The sequence below is a fragment of the Parcubacteria group bacterium genome (assembly GCA_041659505.1).
Lineage (GTDB): Bacteria > Patescibacteriota > Minisyncoccia > Moranbacterales > UBA2206 > UBA9630.
Genome location: JBAZYF010000003.1, coordinates 74,461 through 96,452, shown reverse-complemented (window position 1 = coordinate 96,452; position 21,992 = coordinate 74,461). Strand labels below are relative to the sequence as shown.

The following is a 21,992-nucleotide window of genomic DNA, read 5'->3' as shown; positions in this document are numbered from 1 at the left end:
TATGGAAATTGAACTAAATGAAATTCCAGTGCGTGAACTTTTTGCTGGATATCAGGATAGCGATGAAGAGGGTGTGGTTGGATATGGCGGAAAATTAGATATTCGTCCGAAGTATCAGCGTGAATTTATTTATAAACCCGAACAACAAATTGCTGTAATAAATTCAGTGATTGGAGGTTTTCCGCTAAATGCAATGTATTGGGTAAAGAATAATGATGGAAGCTTTGAAATTCTTGATGGACAACAGCGCACAGTTAGCATTTGTAATTTTGTAGCTGGTAACTTTAACATTACAAATCGTGAATATCAAATGTATTTCGACAATCTAACTGAAAAAGAAAAAGCGAAGATTTTGGATTATAAGCTCATGGTTTATTTTTGCGAAGGTACATATGATGAGAAATTGGCATGGTTTAAGGTTATTAATACTGCGGGTGAAAAGTTAACGAATCAAGAATTATTAAATGCTATCTACTCGGGGACTTGGGTAACTGATGCTAAGCGATATTTTAGTAAGAGCAATGCTCCAGCATCCCTTTCGGCTAATGACTATATGGGGGGAGCATTAAATCGTCAAGAATATTTGGAAACAGTACTTCGCTGGATTAGTAATGATAAAATTGAAGACTATATGGGGAAACATCAACATGATGCAACTGCTGAGGAATTATGGGCGTATTTTCAAAAAGTGATTGAGTGGGTGCGAATGGTTTTTCCAAAATATCGTAAGATGATGAAAGGAATCGAGTGGGGAGAATTATATGGTAAATTTAAGAATACTAAATTAGATGCAGAAGAATTGGAGAGTGAAGTTGCGCGATTGATTGCCGACGAAGACGTTGACAGCAAAAAAGGCGTGTACTGGTATGTGCTAACTGGTGAAGAAAAATATCTCAATATTCGAGCGTTTAACGAGAAAATGAAGCTGGAAGCCTATGAGCGACAAAAAGGCATTTGTAAAAAATGCAAGAAACATTTTGAAATTGAAGAAATGGAAGCTGATCATATAAATCCTTGGCATGAGGGCGGAAAAACTGTTGCAAAGAATTGCCAAATGTTATGCAAAGAATGCAATAGAAGAAAATCGGGGAAATAAAATCAAAAAAATATCCAGTAAATTTGATATTTTAAATTATGATCACTAAGATTTCTATAAAAAATACTGCAAGTTATGGGGAAACACCCGCTATCTTGGAGACTGATAAAAAAATCAATCTTATTTATGGACTGAATGGGACAGGAAAAACAACTCTTTCAAATTATCTTCAAGATAAAGATAACGCTTGTTTTTCTTGCTGTTCAATTGCAGAACTAAATAATGAAAAAGTGTTAGTTTATAATCAAAAATTTGTTGGTGATAATTTTTATCAGGACACACAAAGAGGTATTTTTAGTCTGAAGTCAGAAAACAAAGAAGCAAAAGAAAAAATAGATACAGCTACTCAGGAGATAAATAAACTAAAGAATCAAATTGAAAACGATGAATTGAAAACCGGATTTCAATTTGACTTAAATAAAAAACAAGAAAATGTCGCTGATTTACAAAATACAACAGAAGATAAAACTTGGGAGATAAAAACAAAATATTCGGGTGGAGATAGAATTTTGGAATTTTGCTTGGAAGGAAAAAGGGGAAGCAAAAAAGACTTATTTGATCATCTTTTAAGATTACAAAAACCAGCAAATAAACCAGAAAAATCAAAAGAAGATTTAAAAAAAGAAGCAGAAGCAACGCAAGGAAAAAGCGCCAAAACTTATGACGAAAATTTGGTTAAAAAAGTAACTTTTGATTTTTGGAAAACCGAAGAAAAGGAAATTTTCAAAGAAGTAATTATTGGAAATGAAAATTCACAAGTAGCGGATCTTATTGAGAAATTAAACAATTCTGATTGGGTGAAAAAAGGGAAAGAGTTTATAAATGAACCCCGAGAGGAAAATAAAATCTGTCCTTTTTGTCAGCAAAAAACTATAACTAAAGATTTATATCAAGAAATTCAAAATTACTTTGACGTATCTTACCAACAAAAAATCACAGAATTAGAAGATTTAGACAAAGAATATTTTAGAGAATATCAGGATGCAAAAAAGTTAGAAAATGAACTTTTACAAATTGATTTTATAAAGGTCAAAGAAACCAAATTTAAGCTTTTGTTTAAAAATTTTATTGATAAATTGAACAATAATTGGTCAAAAATTAACAATAAAATTAAAAGTCCGAATGTAGTCATTGCCTTAGAATTAAGTATTTTAGAACAAAAAGCACTGAATGATTTTTTAGATACAATTATTAATGAAATAAAAACTCATAATGAAAAGCTAAAAAACAAACAAAAAACAAGAAATCAGATCATTAAAGACTTCTGGGAAATTATGCGGTGGGATTATGATCAAACAATAGAAAATTATAACACTCAAAAAGTGAAAGTTGAAAAAGAAAAATCAGATATTGAAACTAAAATTTCAGAGTTAAACAAAAATATTGAAGAGCGAGGAACGATAATAAAAGACGCACAAAAGGAAATGGTAAACATTCAAGATGCAATTGAGGCTATAAATAGTGAATTAATATTTTTTGGATTAGATGGATTTTCTATTGTTCCAGCTGGAGAAAAGTCATACAAACTACAAAGACCAAACGAAGATATTGCTAAATTTGAAACATTGAGCGAGGGAGAAAAAACAGTAATTAGTTTTCTGTATTTTTTGGAATTATGCAAAGGCAAAGAAAATAATGATGATATAGCAACTGAAAAAATAGTTGTTATTGATGATCCAATTTCTAGCTTGTCGCATATGTATGTTTTTAATGTTGCACAGCTCATAAGAAAAAACTTTTTTAATGATGACTATAAGCAAGTATTCATTTTAACTCATAATTTATATCTTTTTCACGAATTAATAAAATACACAGAGAAAAACAAGAAAGACGACAGGGAAAAACTTTTTAGAATTACCAAGAATCGAGAAAAAAAATCTATAATTTCTGAAATGGGTAAAGATGAGATATTAAATGACTATCAACAGTATTGGCAAATAATAAAAGACGATAACGCCCCTGATAGTTTATTGGCTAATTCTATGAGAAATATTTTAGAATGTTTTTTTGGTTTTATTGATAATGAAAAATATGATAAAGCAATTGAAAATCTAACAGATGGCAAATACTCTTATTTTTTGAGATATATAAATAGAGAATCACATTTTGATAGAATAAATATTTCTGACACAAAAGAAGTTGATCCTCAAATTTTCAAAGAAGCATTTAAAAAAATATTTGAAAATTCTGGACATGAGGCACACTACAATCGAATGATAAAATAAAAGTTTTGCGAAAAAATTGGACTAAACCCGAAAAGCAAAATGGCAAATATGATTTTAAATAATAGTTTTTTGGCGATTGATTAAAAAAATTGCATGAAATTATCAAAAACAAACTTTCTGATATGTCTCGATTGTGCAAAAAATGCTTGGCTAAAAATTCACAATCCAGAGGTATATAAGAAAAAAGCACTTTCTTCTTTTGAGCTGAATATTATTGATACTGGCAATCAAATTGACGAGCTTGCGCGCGGCCTTTTCTCGGGCGGCGTGCTAGTGGAATCTCGTGATGATACAGAGCTTACAAGGAAGCTTATGGAAGAAAAGACACCTGTAATTTATCAGCCTGTTTTTGCAACCGAAAAATATCTCGCAGTCTCTGATATTTTTGTTTTCAATCTGGATACAAATGTCTATGATCTATATGAAGTGAAGTCATCGACAGCTTCGGAAGAAAACGGAGGAAGAAAAACCGAGGATTATTTGATAGATATGGCTTTTCAAAAGAATGTCCTGAATGATTTGGGCATTGAGATGGGAACTTTCAATTTGATCAGGCTTAATAAAAAATATGTCCGCCTTGGCGAAATTAACTTGGAAAAGTTATTTTTTATAGAAGATTCGACTAGCCAAGTGAATGAGAAGCTGGATGACATAAAGCAAAAAATGGAGGGTGCCTATGAATTGTTATCTAGTGAAGCTGAACCGAAAGGGCATTGCGATTGTATTTTGAAAGGGAAAAACTCGCATTGTACAACAGCTTGGTATTCAAATTCTGATCTTCCGGAATATCCAGTTCACGCAATTTTAAGAATCAATGGAAAAAAATTAGCAGAGTTGGTTGATAGTCATATTTTCAATATTCACGATGTGCCGGATGATTTCCCACTTTCAGATAATCAGAAAAGGCAAGTGGAAACGGCCAAATCCGGCAAAGAATATATTGATAAAAAAAGCATTGCTGAATTTTTAGGAACGATGAAATACCCATTGTCATTTCTTGACTATGAAACATATCCATCAGCCTTGCCGAGATATAGTGGGTACAGTCCATATCAGCAAATAACTTTTCAATTTTCACTGCATGTGATTGACTCACGCGAGAGCGAATTGGAACATTATGATTTTATTTATACTGATCAAGGTTGTCCTGATGAAAGTTTCGCAAAAGCATTGGAAAAGCATATCCCGAAAACAGGAAGTGTTGTTGTTTGGAATCAGAGTTTTGAAAAAAAGAGAAATGAAGAAATTGGAAAGCGTCTGCCTGAATATCGGGATTTTATGCAAAGTGTTAATAATCGCGTTGTAGACTTGATGATTCCATTTTACGGAAATACAACAATGTATGATCATCCAGAGTTTAAAGGAAGCGCTTCAATAAAGTATGTTTTGCCGGCACTTGTTCCTCATCTTTCATATAAGGATATGCATATTCAAGAGGGTGGTGCCGCGTCAGATACATGGAATCGTATTGTGTCGGATGAATATTCTGAGGATGAAAAAAATATGAAAGTGCAGGCACTCAAGGACTATTGCCATCTTGATACCTTGGCTATGGTTGAAATTTGGAAAGTATTAAAATCAGTATAAGGAATGTTAAGTATTGAAGAAGTCAAGAAAATATTAAACGACGAAAATATCGCTGATGAAGAAGTTTTGGAAATCAGGGATAATCTTTATGGATTGGCTGAGCTTGCTATTGAGAATTATGCTAAAGATAAAAATTAATTAAAGCTATGATTTTATATAATAAAAAAATTGAAGATATTTCCTATGAGGATGTTGTTGCTTTTTGTAATGAGAAAATCAGGGAAAATGTTAATTTGGATTACAAGGAAGACTTTAATGCTGACAATAAAAAACTCGCAATGACACTGAGCGCTTTCGCAAATACTTTTGGTGGCTTAGTTATTGTTGGTGTAAAAGATGATGACGGTGTTCCATTGCTCCCAGTTGAAGGCCTTGAAAATAAAGAGGGCATTTCTGAAAAAGTAACAAGAATAATCATTGATAATATTTACCCAATAATATTTCCAGAAGTAAAAGTTTGCAAGAACGATGATTGCACGAAGGCGCTGGTTGTAATAAGAATTCATCCGAGTAATGAAACGCCCCATGCTATCAGGGGAAATACTAGAGCATATGTGAGAATTAATGACACTAAAACCCCTGAAAGTTTAGCCACGATGGAGCAATTGGAGTGGTTGAGAAATAGGAGAGATAAATCAGATAATTTGAAAAAAAATTTATTAACCTCGGCCACGCAAAGACACAATGATAAAATTTATGTTCCCAATGAGGAAAATACACTGATAGCAACCTTTAGGAGTAGAAAGCCTTTTGGAAGTGGATATTTCTCATCGATCCCAATTTATCCAAATCAAGTGCTAACGAATCCAGATCATTTGTTTGATTTTCTCGGCGAGCTTCAAATTAATGATTATTTTAGTTCAGGTGGATTTCCTAGATTCATAGATAAAAGAAGGGTTATAAATGATGGTGTTGTTATTAAATATAACGAAAAAAATTATACAGAAATCAATGATTTCGGACTTTTATACTATGGAGAAATATTCATGCAGGATATAGAATTGTTAAAACAAAGTTTTGAAAGGGAGGGTGAAATGAATTTTGATAATATAAGGGAAGACAAACTTGGGTATTATGGCTTCTATCATTTAATAGCCAGAATAGATTTGCTCATTGAATTTGCATATAAATTTTATGAAGATTTGGGTTATTGGGGTTACATAGAACTCTCGTTTGTACTCTCAGAAACGGATAATAATTTTCTGTATAAGGGAGATGAAAATTTCACATCCGAAAAAATAAAAAAATCATTAGATTATGAATTGGACTGGAATAGGAATATCATGGTGCAAGATTTAAAAGAGAAAAGAATAGAATTGATTAAAGATTTTTGTCAGCAATTAGGGTGGTGCTATGGTGAGCGGTTGGCAAAAAGACTCGAAAATGAAATGATTGAAAAATATTTAAAAAAGAACAACAGGATTGATTTGAAGTAATTTTTTTCAATTATTGCAAAATAAACGATAAGTCTAATTTGTTTTCTAATTTCATCAAACATAATTCAATAAAAACAAAACTATGCTTTGGACAATTATATTAATCATTTTCATCGTTGCTGTTGCTCTCGCTAAGGCATTTATTGAGAAAAAGGAAAGACTAACGAGTTTGTCTTCATATCAAAAGAAGGACAGGGTAATGAATGAATCAGAGCAAGCATTATTCGTTAATCTGCAAAAAGCACTTGGAGAAGTTTATATCGTATTGTCTAAGGTTCGCATTGAGGACTTTATTGATGTGAACAAGAAGAATATATCTGGCAATAGTCACTGGGGTCTTCGTGGCAAAATCAAGTCACGCCATGTTGATTTCCTTGTGTGTAATTATGCCACAACAAAACCATTGCTTGCTATTGAGCTAGATGGAAAATCGCATAATAGCGCACAACGTAAAAAGCGGGATAATTTTATTGATGAATTATACAAAGCAATTGGTCTGCCAGTAGAACATATTAGTGTTGGCGGAAACTTCTCAGAATTATCACAAAATATTAGGAATATCTTGGAGAATAAGAATCTCTCTAGTTAGGATATTTTGCTAAAAATGAATGAATGATACCAAATCTGATAGTATGTGGTATAATTATTTTAACAAGAAAGTTGAGATGAAATATAATCTTGAGTATCGAAATAAAAAATGGCTAATTCTTCTGAGGAAATAATAAGAGATCGATTGACAAGAAAAACAGGAAAGGAATTTCAGCAAATTTTGTGGGATATCCTAATTTGTTGTTATCCGGATTTGCAAACCCCTAAAATGCAACATGATCTTGGTAATGATGGGTACAGTATAGATGAGAAATGTTTTTTTGCCGTGTATGGTCCAGAATCAGAGAAATACGATAATAGCATAACTTCAAAGAAGATTTCAAATCCTATTCCTAAAAAATCAGAGGAGCTTGGTGATTATGATAAATTTTTGGAAAAATGGAAAGATAAATACCAGTTTGATAAGTGGGTATTTGTGACAAGGGATAATTTAATGGGCAAGCCCCATCAAAAAATTATTGAATTAAATGGAAATGGAGATGGAATAAAAAAGGAACATTGGGGATTGGAACAAATAGTTAGAAAGGCTATTGAATTAAGCAAAAATGATCGGCAAAGAATCTTTAATCTTCCCAATATTAATTCCAACGCGACAGAAGTTGAAACCGTAATGGATCTTATCTGTTATGTATCTGATAATGCGGACTTTATCAATGAAGGGTTTGAAAATACCATGCCTGATCCTGATAAAAAACTCGAACGTTTTAGTAGCTATTGTGTACAAATTAAAAGTGAAATAGTAAATAGCGCAATGTATGCAAGTGCACAAAAAGAAGCAGAACAGGCAATTGGTCCAGATAAGATAATGGTAGCAAAAAAGGTGGCGTTTTTGAAGGAAACTAGTCGTAGGTTTTTAAGAGAGAATAATGGTGACCCTATGACCGCGTTAGATAAGATGGCAGATTATCTTGAGAATAAGCTTGAAAGTAGTGGCAAGAAATATGCGCATAGTGCAATAAGATATTATTTAATTGGAGAGATTCCCAAATGTAGTATTTTTCCAAATGAAGAAGAATAATTTGATTACAAAAGATGAAGAAATTAAAACAACGCCAATTTATATTGGGTATTTAATTTTAAAAATTTTAAAGAGCAAGGATGATGATAAGGTAAGTATTTTTGAAGTAACTGAAAAATTAAAAAAGGAATTAAAAATAATTCATTATCGGCAAATAATGCTATCGTTAATATTTTTATATACCGCGGGTATTATAAATTTTACAGATCCTTATATTTATAAAGTATGAGAATAAAATTATTGAAACTTCATTCTTCACCAGAAATATTTGAACCCATCGAATTTCAAGATGGGATAAATCTTATCATGGGTGAAAAAGTTGAAACAGACAATGTGAGAAAAGGGAAAAAAACTAATGGAGTGGGCAAATCTTTAAGTATAGAATTTGTGAATTTTTGTCTTTTAAAGGCAAGTTCCAATAGTCGGGTTATGAAGATCCCACTTGATAAATTTTCTGATGATACTCAAATAATTTTAGACCTTGAAATTAATTCTCAAAATCTTAGAATAATTAGAACAAAAGGAAAACCAGAAAATCCAACAATTATAAAAGATGGTAAAACAACCGATTTTTCTAATTTGGATGATGCTAGCCAATATTTGGGGAGGATATTATTTTTGGAAACTTCCGAAAGTGTAGATATTAGTTTTCGTGAATTTCTGGGACCGTTCTTAAGAGAAGAAGGATCTGAGTTTAAGGATATTATGATGTGTTATGAGAGTAATTCACAAAAGACCATACCTCCTGCCATAAAACCAAGTGCGTTCATTTTTGGTCTGGATGTCTCGCTTATCAATAAGATACAAAAAAAATTCAAAGAAATTGAAAAAACTAGTGTCCACAGAACAGCACTGAGAAAATCCTTAACTGAAAACGGAACAAAAAAAGTCGGCGATGTCAAGGCTACACTCAACTCCCTCAATGATGATTTAAAGAAAATAGACACAGCGCTTGAAAGTTTCAAGACCAATGACGCATATGCGCTACAGCAGGATGATTTGGCTAAAATGCAAATAGAGATAGATGATTTACGCTCTCATCAGACTGCCCTGAGATATCAATTGAGAAAAATGAGAACCTTCCCAGCACTGGAGGCTATTAAAGAAAAAGATATTGAAATTATTTATAACCAATTCAAATCAGGCCTTGGTGATATTGTCTCCAAATCCATTGAAGAAGTCGTGAATTTTAAACAAAAAATTGATGAATTCCAAAGAAAATTGTTTAATGAAAAAATTAAATCTATAAGCGATGAATTAAATGTTACTGCAAGAAAACTTCAGGCTCTTGAAGACAGCAGACTAAATAAATTAGAAATTATTGATCAAAAGGGTGTTTTGAAGGATGTGAAAAACGGTTTTGCTATTTATCACCAAAAAAGAGAGTCTTATGCAAATATTCAAAGTAAGTATGCGGCCTATGAAAACACCGAAAAAGAATTAAAGGATTTAAAACTAGAGAAAGACAAATATTTCCAGGAGCTGGATGCTTTGATATTTGATGCTAAAAAAATAATAGATAGTTTTAATATAACAATTTTAAGTATCCATGAATATATAATGGATAGCAACGAAGCATCCTTTGATATTAAGACAGTTACAAGCGGGAAGAGTAAAAAGGTCTTATCATTTGAAATGAGGATAGATGATGATGGTAGCCATAGTGTGGACAGAACGAAAGTTTTTATTTATGATTTAGCATTATTATTTAACGAATACACCCAAGTGAGACATCCTCATTTTTTGGTTCATGATAATATTTTTGATGTTGATCAGGATTCATTAATAAAAAGTCTAAATTATTTAGCCAAAAAAGAGTCACAAGACTTCCAATACATTCTTACCTTAAATAGGGATAAAATTGAAAACGAAGAGCGAGAAAAAATGCTAAACCTAGAAATAGATGATCATAGAGTCGCTAATTTCACAAAGGAAATCAGATTTCTTAATGGGAAAAAGTATTCGGAAACGTAAGTTACGCATAAAAACTTATTTTTATAGGAGTTAGTTTTTAGTATGCCTAAATTTAAAAAGAGTGTCTAAAACTTTCCGAAAATTGACCAACACGACTTAAAAAGCTAGAATAAATTTACAATACAGCCTAAACTTATGCCTTCGGGTGTAGGCATGGCAAAATATATGAAACCCCATGTGAACAATAACGGTCTTCTGATCGGTATCTGTTCACATGGGTCAATACTCGAAAGGGTGTTGGGTGCCCGAAACGGTGCCGCCGACGGAGGACCTTTTTTGTATCCAAAAAATCATAGGGCTATGAATCAGAAGCGTAAAAAACAATTGGAATTTCAAATGCAGAATAACGATTTGCACATCCAGATGGCAACGATTTTAGAATTGGCAAGAGAGGGCATTGCGCTGAAAGGCTGGAATGAAAAGCACAATAAAATTCTCAAAGGGATAGTTGAGGATTTGATGTTTGTTCATAATCGATACAAGGCTTCTTTTGAATCAAGAAAACACAGGGAACAAGAGAGCTGTTTGTGATAAATAATGTGATTATACGCAATAACGAAATATCAAAGCCGGGGCGGAATGTTCTGGCTTTTGGTATAGTTACACCATATCAGCACAAAAAGCGCCCGTAGGGCAAAATTTAGCGAAATAGGGGCTGTTTTCTTTACTTTATGGTGATTTAGGGATACGATAAAAATACTATTTTTAATAAGTCGACGTCGGGTTAAACATGGCTATCAAGAAAGTACAGGAGTATGAAAAGAAAAGGCATATCAAAATCCATACGATTTGAAGTATTTAAGAGAGACAGGTTTACCTGCCAATATTGTGGTGAGAAAGCTCCTGATGTTGTTTTGCATATAGATCACATTGAGCCAGTTTCGAAGGGCGGGGATAATGGTATTGTAAATCTGATTACGAGTTGTTTTGATTGCAATCTTGGCAAGAGCGACAGAAAGTTGAATGATAATTCCGTAGTTGAAAAACAACGCAAGCAGTTGGAGCTGATCCAGGAGAGAAGAGAACAGATTGAGCTGATGTTTAAATGGAAGAAATCGTTGTCTAATCTGGACGATGAAACATTGAAAATGATCAAGGAATATGTTGAGGCAAAAATTGAGCCGCTTACAATAAGTGAACACGGGGAAAATAATCTTCGGAATCATTTACGAAAATACGGTGTCAATGAAGTGTTGGACGCGATCGATGCCTCGGCAACTACTTATCTGAAATTTTCCAATACGGAAGGGATTGTAAAAGAAAGCGTGGAGAAGTTTCTGGATAAGTTGGGAGGAGTGCTTTTTGTGAGAAGACTGTCTCCGATAGAACAAAAGTTGATGCATATTAAGAATAATGCTAAAAATAGTTTGGCTTATTACGATCCCAGAAAATCAGCTATTTTACTTCAGGAATACGTAGCTGTTTTACGCAACTACTGGAATTACAGCGACGATAAGATCATAAAGGACTTCGACAGCGAACTTATTCCTAATTTAAGTAAGGCATACAACTGGACAGAGTGGACTTCGCTGATAGAATCATGGATAGAAAGCATAAAAAAGAAAAGTAATAATACCAACAAAGTTCAAGAAAATAAACAATCAATAGGGGACCCGCCTGCCGAATGGACAAAAACAAAGCTTGAAGGTATTTTACAAGGCACTCAATATGATTTTGAAGCTTCGATAAAAGCATTAGTTTATTTATTAAAGCCCTTTCGTAAATTTGAAGAGAAAGATTTTATAAAAAATTTGTATGAGCATTCCATCAATTTTTTAGATGTGACTGCGAATCTTCCCGAGGAAACAATAGAGGAACATGATAACGATGAATCAAGGAAAAATTTTATAAAAGAATATGCCGATGAAGTATTATTGCCATATATAAATTATGAAGAAGAATCTATGGAAGTAGACGGTTGGCTTTTAATGAAATTAGACGAGCTTGCATTGTATTTAATTCGGGACAGCTTTGGGCAATTTTATTCTTCACGCAAAAACACTAGCGATAAAGATATGATATTATTCAGAACTGAATTGAAAAAATATTTAAAAAAAAATGTTGAAAGATATCAATCAGAACAATAAAGCTTTCAGTAAGGATGAAAAAAAGAGAATATCGGTAATATTTCAAAGGTGACCTCTCTTTTTTAGCTATGCAATCCGTCCGTCAACGAGTTTGACAAACGGCTTTAAATATGCTAGGATAGCCTGTTAGTACCTTAAATCCATAAAAGCAATGAGATGAGCATTTTGGGCGTCATTTTTGGCTTCCAAGGTGCTCATCTCATTCGAGATACAAGCCCTAATCCCGGGGTTCGGGAAAATAAAATTACCAAAGGAGGATGACAATGGAAACATTGATCACCGGTATCACAGACGGACAGAAGAAGCAAGTCAAGCGGTTTTCCGAAGACGCCATTGATCGCGCAATTGCAGATGGTCTTCTCGGAGACAAGGACGGTACCCAGAAACTCATTGAAAACGGCGACGAGTTTCAAGCTCGCATCATCACTGCCATCAGAGAGCTTTCGGTGTCCAATCAGTTCGCCGACGAGGAAGTCAGTTCCAGCTACACGTACCCCAAGGGCTACAAGGTCAAGGGGATTACGGAACAGACCAACATCCTGCGTCAGTTATTCCCGGGCATCGGATTCGCCGATGAGAAGATCGCCGAGCAGACGCTACCCTCAAACGCTGAAGGATGGTTTGCTATTCCGAAGTGGGAGACGCTCGCACCGACGTATGGCGAAGCGGTCGAGAAGGTTCTCGCGATGATCGCGTCCAAGCGGAAGTTCTACAACTACCGTGACGGCCATCTCGGAGCGGAGTACCTCAGGCAGCATGTCAAGACGGTGAAGATGTTCCAGAAGCTCGGCGACGAGCAGAAGGACTTCGACATCCTCGTCGTTCCGGCCCAGTTCGGTCTCCGTCATAAGGGTCGTTCGGTGCGCCGGGGACGTGAGGTCTTCATTGTCAATGAGTTTGGACTCGGAGCCTTTGCAATCGGAATCATGTTGCTGACCCACCCCGAACGTGAGATTCAGTGGGAACAGCTCCACATCGATTGTGCGGGCGACGAGTATGCTCCCGACGGCGATGGTGAGTTCGTGGGCGCGCCCTACTTCGACTGGGGCGACGGCGACCTCTACTTCAGCGCTAGCTGGACGAGCGATGTCAACGAGCAGTTCGGTTCCGCCTCGGGATTTCTCCCGCAGAATTGAAACTCGAAATTTCGAAACCTTGTCCCTCTCGTGCCTTTTATTCCTTGAACTTTCCGCCGAAGGCGGTCGGTTCAAAATCGAGGCTATCCACTTGTGGGTAGCCTCTTTCATTTGCTAGAATAAGCTGTTCTGATATACTTCTGAATGAGCGGGCCAATGAGCAGTTGTCCACGGATAGCTGTCGCCCTCTCTTTCTTCAAGGAAAATAACCGGAGTTCTATTCGGCTACGGCTGGAAGAAGTGTGTTATCTTGAGGAGATACTGCTTGCTTTTACCTGGTGGAGATGTTCGATAAAAAGAACTACTCCCGAATAAAATTCAAGGAGGAGAGAATATAGGCCTGATTTATTCAGACAGTAAATTTCAACTCCTGGTGATAATGGACGGGTAGAAGCAAAATCCCGACGGCGATGGTGAGTTCGTGAACGCGCCCAACTTCAACTGGAACGACGGCGACCTCAACTTCAACACTAACTGGACGAACAATGTCAACAAGCAGTTCGGTTCCGCCTCGGGATTTCTCCCGAAGTCTCTTCTCAAAACAAAAAGACATCCAGAGGGGGATGTCTTTTGTGTCTTAATCAGAATGATTGGAGCGTATCCAGCCACCCAACATTCTTCCAATCTCATCTGTGTTCTCTTGCAGTAAGATGTATTTTTTAGTATCAATGGCGCGAACTTCTTTGGCCAGACGGACAAAAATCCTGAACGAGTTAAGCTGTAGGCTTGTTTTTTCCAGAATCGGTAGCTTTTCTTTTTTAGGCATTTGGCTGGCAAGTAATATACTTTCCAATATTTCCAGCAAAATATTCTCGCATTTTTGCCAAAGTGTATAACGGTCCTGTTTGGGAACGGAATTCCTGAAACTGTAGAAATTTTTATACATATCGCAGATTTTTTTGAAGATCGGAATGTCAAATTCATCCATATTTTTATTGTTATTGAATTATGAAAACCTACAAAGATATTTTTGAAGAAATAATTTCGCTGGAAAACCTGTTTTTGGCCTGGGACAACTTCAAGGAGGGTAAGCGAAAAAAGGCGGATGTCTTGAAGTTCGAATGGGAATTGGAGCGAAATATTTTTCAGCTTCGCGAAGAGCTGAGGAGTCGCACATACAAACACCAGAGCTATTCGTCATTTTATATCCGTGATCCGAAACAGCGACATATTCACAAAGCAGAAGTGAAGGACAGAGTATTGCATCATGCCATTTTTTCAGTGCTTAGCCCGATTTTCGAGCAGTCTTTTATCTCACATTCTTTTTCCTGTCGCATCGGGAAGGGGACGCACAAGGGTGTTACGGCCTTGGAAAAAATGATCGAAAAAGAAAGCAAAAATTATTCGAGACCGTGCTTCGTTTTAAAGTGCGATATCAAAAAATTTTTTGATACGGTCGATCATGCCATTCTGCTGCGAATTTTATTCAAGAGAATAAAGGACGAGAATGTGCGGTGGCTCTTGAAAGAAATCGTAGAAAGTTTTTCTTCCGATCAATCAGACATTTTCAGTAGCAGAGGCGTGCCGATTGGCAATCTTACCTCCCAGCTTTTCGCCAATGTCTACATGAACGAACTCGACCAGTTTGTAAAGCATGAGTTGAAAATAAAACACTATGCCCGCTATACCGATGATTTCGTGATCGTCAGTAATAGTCAGGAGTTTTTGTCGAATATCCTCAATCCTGTTGGTCGGTTTATCGAAGAAAAACTTTCGCTGAAGCTTCATCCTGGAAAAGTTAGTATCAGAAAATGCAAACAAGGAATAGATTTTCTCGGCTACGTAACTCTTCCGCATTGTCGGGCGTTGCGGACAAAGACGAAAAAGCGCATTTTTAAAAAACTTCAAGAACGCATCCTGGAATATAAAGCAAGCAAAAGAAATGAGAAATCACTGAACCAGTGTCTGCAATCGTATCTAGGCGTTCTTTCTCACGCCGATGCTTACGATTTGGAACAGGAACTTCTGAATCAATATTGGTTTTGGCTGAAATAATTCCCGTTTCTAAGATTATTTTTGCTGGTGAGAATACAAAAAGCTCCCCGCCAGCGATGACCCTTTCAGGTCACCCGCACACCTTTCGATGCACGACCAACCAAGGTGCTCTGGACGAGGAGCTTACTACCTTGGTTGGTTTTAGCGCCATGCCCCACATTTTTGTGGGGTTTAGGCAATGAATTGTTATTTATATTATAACCTTTTTATTTTAATGAATCAAATTAAGGCGTCAGCCCCCCATCACCATTGCTTCTCGACATTTTTATTGCTACAATAGAATAAAATATTGTTAATTTTTTATTTCTATGAACAATAAAGAACTTGATTTTTTAATCCAAGAGGGCGAGGGATTTAATCTTGAATTTAAAGAAAGCTATACTTCCAATATTGCCAAAGAAATTTGTGCCATGGCCAATGTCAATGGAGGCAAGATTTTGATTGGCGTTACTGATGATGGGAAAATAAAGCCGGCCACTTTAAACAATCGGATGAAATCGGAAATTCAAGACTTGGTCAGAAAATTCGATCCAATCTTCTCGGTGGGTATAAGCGAATTTGAAGGCGTGGTGATTATTGACGTACCCGAAGGCAAAAAGAAACCCTATTCAACTGGAGGAAAATTCTATATGCGTCAGGGCGCTAATAGCCAACAACTTTCTCGAGACGAAATTAGAGATCTTTTTATGGACGAAGGCCTTATTCGCTTTGACGAAAAATTGAATAAAAAATTTGATCTAGTAAAAGATTTTAATGACGAGGCTTATGGGAATTTTTTGAAAAAAATAGGCATAGAAACCAAGCTAAGCCGGGATGAGGTCTTGCAAAACCTGGAATTGCTAGGAGATAATAAACTGAAAAATGCCGGAGTATTGATGTTTTGCAATAAAGCCTCACGGTTTATCAGTAGTGCCACGATCACTTGCGCATTGTTTCTTGGTAAATCCAAAACAAAAGTAATTGATAGAAAAGAATTTGATACAGACTTATATACGAATTACCAAGAAGCCCTTAACTATTTGCAGTCAAAATTAAATACTGAGTATATTATCAAGGGTGGCGGTCCAAGAAAAGAAGTTTTGGAATTGCCCGCGGAAGCTTTGCGGGAAGCGCTTCTTAACGCAATCGCTCATCGGGACTATTTTTCCATTGGCAACATTCAAATCAGTATTTTTTCCGACCGGGTAGAAATTGATAACCCTGGAAGTTTAATTGGCAATATTAAGGTTGAAGATTTATACAAAAAAAGTTTTCCCCGAAACACGCTTCTTTTTGGACTAATGCAAAGAATGGAATTGGTTGAGAAGATCGGCTCTGGACTAATGAGAATAGGCGAGATGATGGACGAATATTTATTACCGCATCCCTTGCTGGATGTAAGTGATGTGCGCTTCAGCATCACTTTTGAACGGCCGGATTTGCAAAAGATGAGTGTTGAGCAAAGAATGGAAAGATACCAGTTAGGGTTGGGAGTAAAGTTGGGAGTAAAGTTGGGAGAAAGGTTGGGAGAAAACGAGAAGAAGATTCTTGAATTGATAAGGGAGAAACCACAAATTACCATTGATAAATTAGCAGAAGAATTAAAAATTAGCACTACTGCTATCGAAAATAATATAAAGAAATTAAGACAAAAAAAGGTATTAAAAAGAATTGGTTATAAAGGTGGATATTGGGAGATTTTGGAACAATAGGTGATTGAAAAGGTGACTGAAAAATATTTGCTTGCTCTCTCCACACTTTCTTGCTACAATAGCCTCAAGGTAAAATCAGTGGGGGACAGAGAAGAATTTTATGCTAATTTTCCGACCAAATATAGATCAGATACAAGATGAATTTGATTCATCGACTCAGTCGATGAATACTTATGGTTTGAATTGAATATTGTCTAAAGCGTCCATTCGGGCGTTTTTTTGTCGATTGGGACTAAACTCAAAAAATGGTCGCCCAACAGCCAATTGACAAGTAGATTGTTTTGTGCTAGGCTGGTAAGTTATTTTAGCCTAAGAAAGATTCAAAAATCTATGCGAAAAACCAGAAAATCTCTATTTCAAATAAACCTCAAATATGCTTTCTCTCTGGAGAAAGTTGGTCTATTTTTTAGTTTTTCCAATTTAAAATTAGTGTTTTAGGGGGACGGCGCGGGCTGTCCTTTTTTATAAAGTTTATTTTAATAAATTTAGAGCCAAGCAAATGGAATACATACACATCCCCATCTACTCCACAGGAGAAAAAATGAAGATTAAGGTAAAAAAGATTGTGGAAAACATCAAATCGGAATTCCAAGACATTTCTGTGGTGGATACGGATATCTTCGGGCGCTGTCTCGTTATCGACGGAGTTATCCAGGGAACGGATGATGACAGTGACATCTATGACAGAGAAATGCTCAAATTTCTCAAAAGAACCGATGAAAAGATTTTGATCCTCGGCGGTGGCGATGGTAGTCTGGCGGAATCGATTTTAGAAAAAAATCCCCATGCGCATATCCAAATAATTGACTTGGACGTGGAAGTGATCAATTGTTGCAAAAAACACTTCGGACAAAAAATCTTCGATGATCCGCGCGTCAATCTCTACATTGGAGACGCCTTGCATCACATGAAGTCCACAATCAAAAAAATCAACGGAAAATTTGACGGCATTATCTGCGACCTGACCGACATTCCAATTGGCCGAAAAAAGAAAAAGGATTTTGTCAATTTCTATGAAGAGCTGATCGCCATATCTTCAAAGGTGCTCCAAAAAAATGGCTGGATGAGTATTCAAGCTGGCGCTTCGGAAACCAATGGCTATTATTTGAATATGATTAAGATTGTAGATGGAATAGCCAAAAAACATTTTTCCCGTGTGTCGCGTTCAGACGTCTTTATTCCCAGTTTCGGGGAAAAAGGTGCCTTTCTTTTTATCGAAAAAATTGCGAAAAAGTCTCTATTACGGGGATTTCGCGCTTATCGATCGCCGGTTCGCTTGACAATGAAGGAGAAATATGCTACTGTTTAGGGTTGTTTTTTGACAATAGCATAACGGAGGACAGAAAAAATCTGTTCCTAAAATTCAACGCATAGGAGGGAGCATGAAAACTAAAAAGACTTTTAAGTTTACTTTCGCCTATGTGCTTGCAACGGCGATCTATTACGTGTTTGATTATGTCTATCTACCATGGCTGGGAATCAAATTCGGCTTTACCGTTTTTGCTCCCTTGTATTCATCAATTGTAATCGTCAACCTTTTGGGAGTCTATCTGTATGACTTTCTCAAGGAAGACGTGCTCTTCCTTGAACTCGGAAAAAATTGGATCAAGAGCGACACTGGCAGACTTTTGAAATTTAAAAAGTATGTCAGAGAAAGCAAGAGATTGACTTTCATCGCGCTATCTATTTGGCCGAGCCCAATTGCCAGTTATTTGTTTTTTCGGGAAAGTTCCAAAAAACAATTTTGGAAAGTCTTTGGAGTCATCGCAATCGGAAGTATCTATTGCACGGCCGTCTATGGTGGCGTGCTTGGCCTGTTTGGTTATCTTTTTAAACTATCACTTGACTATCTGTGCAAAGGAGGATGGCTATGTTTGAAATTCTAAAACCGGCTGATTTCACGCCGGAGATTGTTGCTCAGGTCTTGGATCTGGGAAAGCGAAGTGGCACGTGGCAGGATTCGGACGTTGATTATTACAAAGATCAATTTCAGAATCCACGGAATATTAACATTGTTCACAGAAATGGCGACAATCGAATTTCGGGGTATATTCTGGCGAGGCCGCATAACGAGGCGGTGCTGGATTATCTAATTGAGGATCCGGTAATGGCAGCAAGCGATGTCGGGATGTTTTATGTGGATATCGTTATTGCGGATAAAAACAGTATTAGGCCCAGCATAGGGATGCTTCTCATTACAGAGATGATTAGAGAAGCAAACAATCGGCGCGTTTCAAGATTTTCTTTTCATTGCCGAGTCGTTACTGGCTTCAGCAAAAGAATCCAAAAGGAATTTGGAGCGGAAATAATAAGAAGAATTGAGAGGTATGTTGATTGTAATGAAGAGCCTTTCGATTACATTGAAACCATAGCGGTTGCTTAAAAAAAGGAGAATAAGTTGAAAAGAGCATATATAGCTTCAATGATGCTGGTTATGGCTTTCTTCAGTTCGGCTTTAGTAAGAGCCGCGGAAGTGTCTGGAGAAGAAAAAGAAAAAACCTTTTTGGTTTCTGCGGAGTTGGGAGTTTTCTCTTCCTACATCAATGAAAACACAGGCGAATATACCAATGGTCTGATGACAACGGCTGGCTTCTCGCTAACACATAATCCATCGGGACTATATTTCGGAGCCCTCAGTTATATTTCCGAGAAAGGTTTTGATGAGGTTGACGTGTATCTCGGAGATTCATTCAAAATCAAGGGTCTCACATTTGATCTCGGCGTTGTGTACTATAACGTGGACACACTGAGTGATATGGAAGGAGATTCTATCGGAGCATATGCCGGTGTCAAATTTCAAGAGGTATATGGCTTTGTGCCATTTGCTTACCTTGAAAAGATGTTTTCCATTCGTGAAGAATACATCGGTAGAGGTGGCTTTGTTTGGAAAGTCGGCGCTGAGAAAAAAGATTTCCTCAAAATCGGAGAATGGTTGATCGCGTTGAAGCTAGAAGCGGGCGGAAATAGCGGTATCTATGATACCGACCCAATGCTTGTTAGCTTCGCCAGGTGCACAATCTCAACTCCGATTAAAATCTGTGGGCTGGAGGTGTCTCCATTAATAATTTTTCAGCAAGACTTTGGGGGAATCGCTGAAACCGGATCAAGAGTTATTGGCGGAGTGAATATCGCTGTCTGGTAAAAAATCAATAAGGGATTCGCGTAGAAGCCGTACGCATATCTTCCAATAGCTAAAGCTCCTCATCGCAGAATCATGCGATTGAGGAGTTTTATTTTGGTTATTTATTTTGGTTATTTTTAATTATGTGCTATATTTTAGTAAAAGATAAATTCTTTGCTTATGTGTAGTCCTGCACCAAGTTTAGTTTATTATACATTCATACCCTGCTTAGTGCTGGTTATGGTGTTAGGGTTTTTGGTTTTTCTCAGTAACAAAAAAAATCTAACAAATCGCTTGTTCTTTCTATTATCCATAAGTATAGGTTTGTGGATTCTATTCACTATGATGGATTGGGTTAGTATTGATCCGAATATATCAGAAATTTATTCCAAGCTTTCCATAGTTGGTGTTCTTGTCCCCGCAATCTTCACTTATTTCAGCTATGCTTTTCCTGATGAAAATAATGTGTCATTGAAAAAAGTTTTGCTCATCTTTATTCCAATTTTACCTTTTATTTTTTTAGCACCAACCAAATTCAATATTGAATATATTGATTCTTCTACTCCTGATTGCGATGCAGTTTTGGGTTCGCTCTATTATCTAATTCCGGTAGTTTTTGTTACGTATGTGCTTTGGTCCTTTATCGTGTTATTTAAAAAGTTTAAAAAAGGAACGGATCAAATAAAAAAACAAATAAAATTGGTTCTTATAGGCTTTTCATCTTTAATTGCATGGGCGCTAGTAACTAATGTCACGGCCCCTCTTATTGGTTTAGATAAACTTTCTTTTTTTGGCCCTATCGGTGCTATAGTGTTTGTGTTTTTTGTGGCATATTCTATTACTAAATATAAATTTTTAAATATAAAAGTTCTTTTGGTGCAGGCGTTGGTTGTGTGGCTGGTCATCCTTATTGGTTCTCAATTCTTTTTTATAAGATCTTTTGTCAATCAACTCTTAACCGGATTTACCTTGATTTTGTTGGTAATTTTTGGCTGGGTGCTTATAAACTCGGTCAAAAAAGAAGTCCAGCAGAAAGAAGAATTGGAAGTTGCCAATAAAAAGATTGATAGAAAAAATGTAAAATTAAGCATCGCTAATAAGGAAATTAGTAAAAGAAAAGAAGCCTTGGAAGTAGCTAACAAGGAAATCAGTAAAAGAGGAGGGGAGTTGCAAAGAATGGCAGATTCTTTGGCGATTGCTAATGATAAATTAAGGCAACTAGATAATGCCAAAACAGAATTTATCGGTCTAGTTAATCATCAACTATTGCATGCACCAACGCCAATCAAGGATTACCTGGCAATGCTTTTGGAGGGTTCCTATGGGGAGATACCGGAAAATCAAATTAAGGTTTTGAAAAATATCAATGCTGCTAATGATAGGCAAATTCACCTGACGGAAGACTTGATGGCCGTTACACGCATGGAGTCGGGGAAAATAGAGCTGACTTTCACGAAAGAAAAACTGGAAGATATCTGTCAGGGCGTCTATGTTAATGTGGAACCGACCGCCAAAGAAAAGAATCTGGTGCTTGAATACGAAAAACCAAAAACAGCACTGCCGGAATTGGTTTTGGATAAAAGCAAGATTTTTGAGGCCATTTTCAATTTTGTGGATAATGCGGTAAAATATACACCAGCAGGGAAAATTGTCCTGAAGGTCGAGCTAGACTCGTCTTCTCGCTATAAACCGCAAAGCCTAGAGGATCAGGACAAAAAAGCGATTGCTGGTCAAGTTGTCCGTGTGACGGTAGCTGACACGGGCAGTGGAATTTCCAAGGAAAACATTTCTCAACTTTTTGCTAAATTTTCTCGTAAAGATGTCGCCAAGCTCAATGCTAATGGCACTGGTCTTGGATTGTATTTGGTTAAATTGACCATTGAAGCCCACGGCGGACGCACTTGGGCAGAGTCGGAAGGCGAAGGCAAGGGCGCGCAATTCATCATTGAGTTGCCGGTGAAAACTCCTGAAGAAATCTTAGCGCAAGTTCAAAATACAATTAAAAAATGATAAAGTT

20 protein-coding genes are annotated in these 21,992 nt (G+C 36.4%); 19 read left to right on the top strand and 1 reads right to left on the bottom strand.

The window, feature by feature from the left end:
- The first annotated feature begins 1 nt into the window (after position 1).
- The 12 genes from WC848_04725 to WC848_04670 all read left to right on the top strand — a co-directional run bounded on the left by WC848_04725 (position 2) and on the right by WC848_04670 (position 13,168).
- Positions 2–1,096 (top strand): DUF262 domain-containing protein, encoded by a 1,095-nt coding sequence (locus tag WC848_04725; GenBank protein MFA5961959.1) that lies wholly within the window; start codon positions 2–4, stop codon positions 1,094–1,096.
- Between the two features lie 38 nt (positions 1,097–1,134).
- On the top strand, positions 1,135–3,321 hold the full coding sequence (locus tag WC848_04720; GenBank protein MFA5961958.1) for an AAA family ATPase: 2,187 nt from the start codon (positions 1,135–1,137) through the stop codon (positions 3,319–3,321).
- A gap of 93 nt (positions 3,322–3,414) precedes the next feature.
- Positions 3,415–4,908 (top strand): DUF2779 domain-containing protein, encoded by a 1,494-nt coding sequence (locus WC848_04715; protein MFA5961957.1) that lies wholly within the window; start codon positions 3,415–3,417, stop codon positions 4,906–4,908.
- A 3-nt stretch (positions 4,909–4,911) separates the two neighbouring features.
- Positions 4,912–5,046 carry a hypothetical protein gene (locus WC848_04710; GenBank protein MFA5961956.1) on the top strand — a complete coding sequence of 45 codons (135 nt, stop codon included), beginning with the start codon at positions 4,912–4,914 and terminating at the stop codon, positions 5,044–5,046.
- 8 nt (positions 5,047–5,054) lie between these two features.
- Positions 5,055–6,344 carry an ATP-binding protein gene (locus tag WC848_04705; GenBank protein MFA5961955.1) on the top strand — a complete coding sequence of 430 codons (1,290 nt, stop codon included), beginning with the start codon at positions 5,055–5,057 and terminating at the stop codon, positions 6,342–6,344.
- A gap of 82 nt (positions 6,345–6,426) precedes the next feature.
- Complete coding sequence (locus tag WC848_04700; GenBank protein ID MFA5961954.1) at positions 6,427–6,933, top strand: DUF2726 domain-containing protein; 507 nt, start codon at positions 6,427–6,429, stop codon at positions 6,931–6,933.
- 108 nt (positions 6,934–7,041) lie between these two features.
- On the top strand, positions 7,042–7,971 hold the full coding sequence (locus WC848_04695) for a hypothetical protein (GenBank protein ID MFA5961953.1): 930 nt from the start codon (positions 7,042–7,044) through the stop codon (positions 7,969–7,971).
- A 1-nt stretch (position 7,972) separates the two neighbouring features.
- Positions 7,973–8,200 (top strand): ABC-three component system middle component 6, encoded by a 228-nt coding sequence (locus WC848_04690; protein ID MFA5961952.1) that lies wholly within the window; start codon positions 7,973–7,975, stop codon positions 8,198–8,200.
- Positions 8,197–9,945, top strand: a complete 1,749-nt coding sequence (locus WC848_04685; protein MFA5961951.1) for a DUF2326 domain-containing protein — start codon at positions 8,197–8,199, stop codon at positions 9,943–9,945. The genes WC848_04690 and WC848_04685 overlap by 4 nt, the downstream gene beginning before the upstream one ends.
- Positions 9,946–10,098: 153 nt before the next feature.
- Entirely contained in the window at positions 10,099–10,476 is a 378-nt protein-coding gene (locus WC848_04680) for a hypothetical protein (GenBank protein MFA5961950.1), read from the top strand.
- Between the two features lie 224 nt (positions 10,477–10,700).
- A complete protein-coding gene (locus WC848_04675) occupies positions 10,701–12,032 on the top strand; it encodes an HNH endonuclease (GenBank protein MFA5961949.1) in 1,332 nt (443 codons plus the stop codon).
- A 263-nt stretch (positions 12,033–12,295) separates the two neighbouring features.
- Positions 12,296–13,168: a hypothetical protein gene (locus WC848_04670; GenBank protein MFA5961948.1), complete on the top strand. Its 873-nt coding sequence runs from the start codon at positions 12,296–12,298 to the stop codon at positions 13,166–13,168.
- Positions 13,169–13,745: 577 nt separating this feature from the next.
- Here the strand turns inward: WC848_04670 and WC848_04665 are convergent.
- Positions 13,746–14,096 carry a four helix bundle protein gene (locus WC848_04665; protein ID MFA5961947.1) on the bottom strand — a complete coding sequence of 117 codons (351 nt, stop codon included), beginning with the start codon at positions 14,094–14,096 and terminating at the stop codon, positions 13,746–13,748.
- Between the two features lie 20 nt (positions 14,097–14,116).
- Between WC848_04665 and WC848_04660 the strand changes: the two genes are divergently transcribed.
- The 7 genes from WC848_04660 (at position 14,117) to WC848_04630 (ending at position 21,985) form a co-directional block, all read left to right on the top strand.
- Positions 14,117–15,163, top strand: coding sequence for a reverse transcriptase domain-containing protein (locus WC848_04660; protein ID MFA5961946.1), 1,047 nt, complete (start codon positions 14,117–14,119; stop codon positions 15,161–15,163).
- Between the two features lie 308 nt (positions 15,164–15,471).
- Entirely contained in the window at positions 15,472–16,854 is a 1,383-nt protein-coding gene (locus WC848_04655; GenBank protein MFA5961945.1) for an ATP-binding protein, read from the top strand.
- A gap of 499 nt (positions 16,855–17,353) precedes the next feature.
- Positions 17,354–18,163 (top strand): methyltransferase, encoded by an 810-nt coding sequence (locus tag WC848_04650; protein MFA5961944.1) that lies wholly within the window; start codon positions 17,354–17,356, stop codon positions 18,161–18,163.
- A 73-nt stretch (positions 18,164–18,236) separates the two neighbouring features.
- Positions 18,237–18,740 (top strand): hypothetical protein, encoded by a 504-nt coding sequence (locus tag WC848_04645; GenBank protein MFA5961943.1) that lies wholly within the window; start codon positions 18,237–18,239, stop codon positions 18,738–18,740.
- Positions 18,725–19,237 (top strand): hypothetical protein, encoded by a 513-nt coding sequence (locus tag WC848_04640; GenBank protein ID MFA5961942.1) that lies wholly within the window; start codon positions 18,725–18,727, stop codon positions 19,235–19,237. Before WC848_04645 ends, WC848_04640 begins: the two co-directional genes overlap by 16 nt.
- A 15-nt stretch (positions 19,238–19,252) precedes the next feature.
- On the top strand, positions 19,253–19,996 hold the full coding sequence (locus tag WC848_04635) for a hypothetical protein (protein MFA5961941.1): 744 nt from the start codon (positions 19,253–19,255) through the stop codon (positions 19,994–19,996).
- 159 nt (positions 19,997–20,155) lie between these two features.
- On the top strand, positions 20,156–21,985 hold the full coding sequence (locus WC848_04630) for an ATP-binding protein (GenBank protein ID MFA5961940.1): 1,830 nt from the start codon (positions 20,156–20,158) through the stop codon (positions 21,983–21,985).
- Positions 21,986–21,992: the final 7 nt, after the last annotated feature.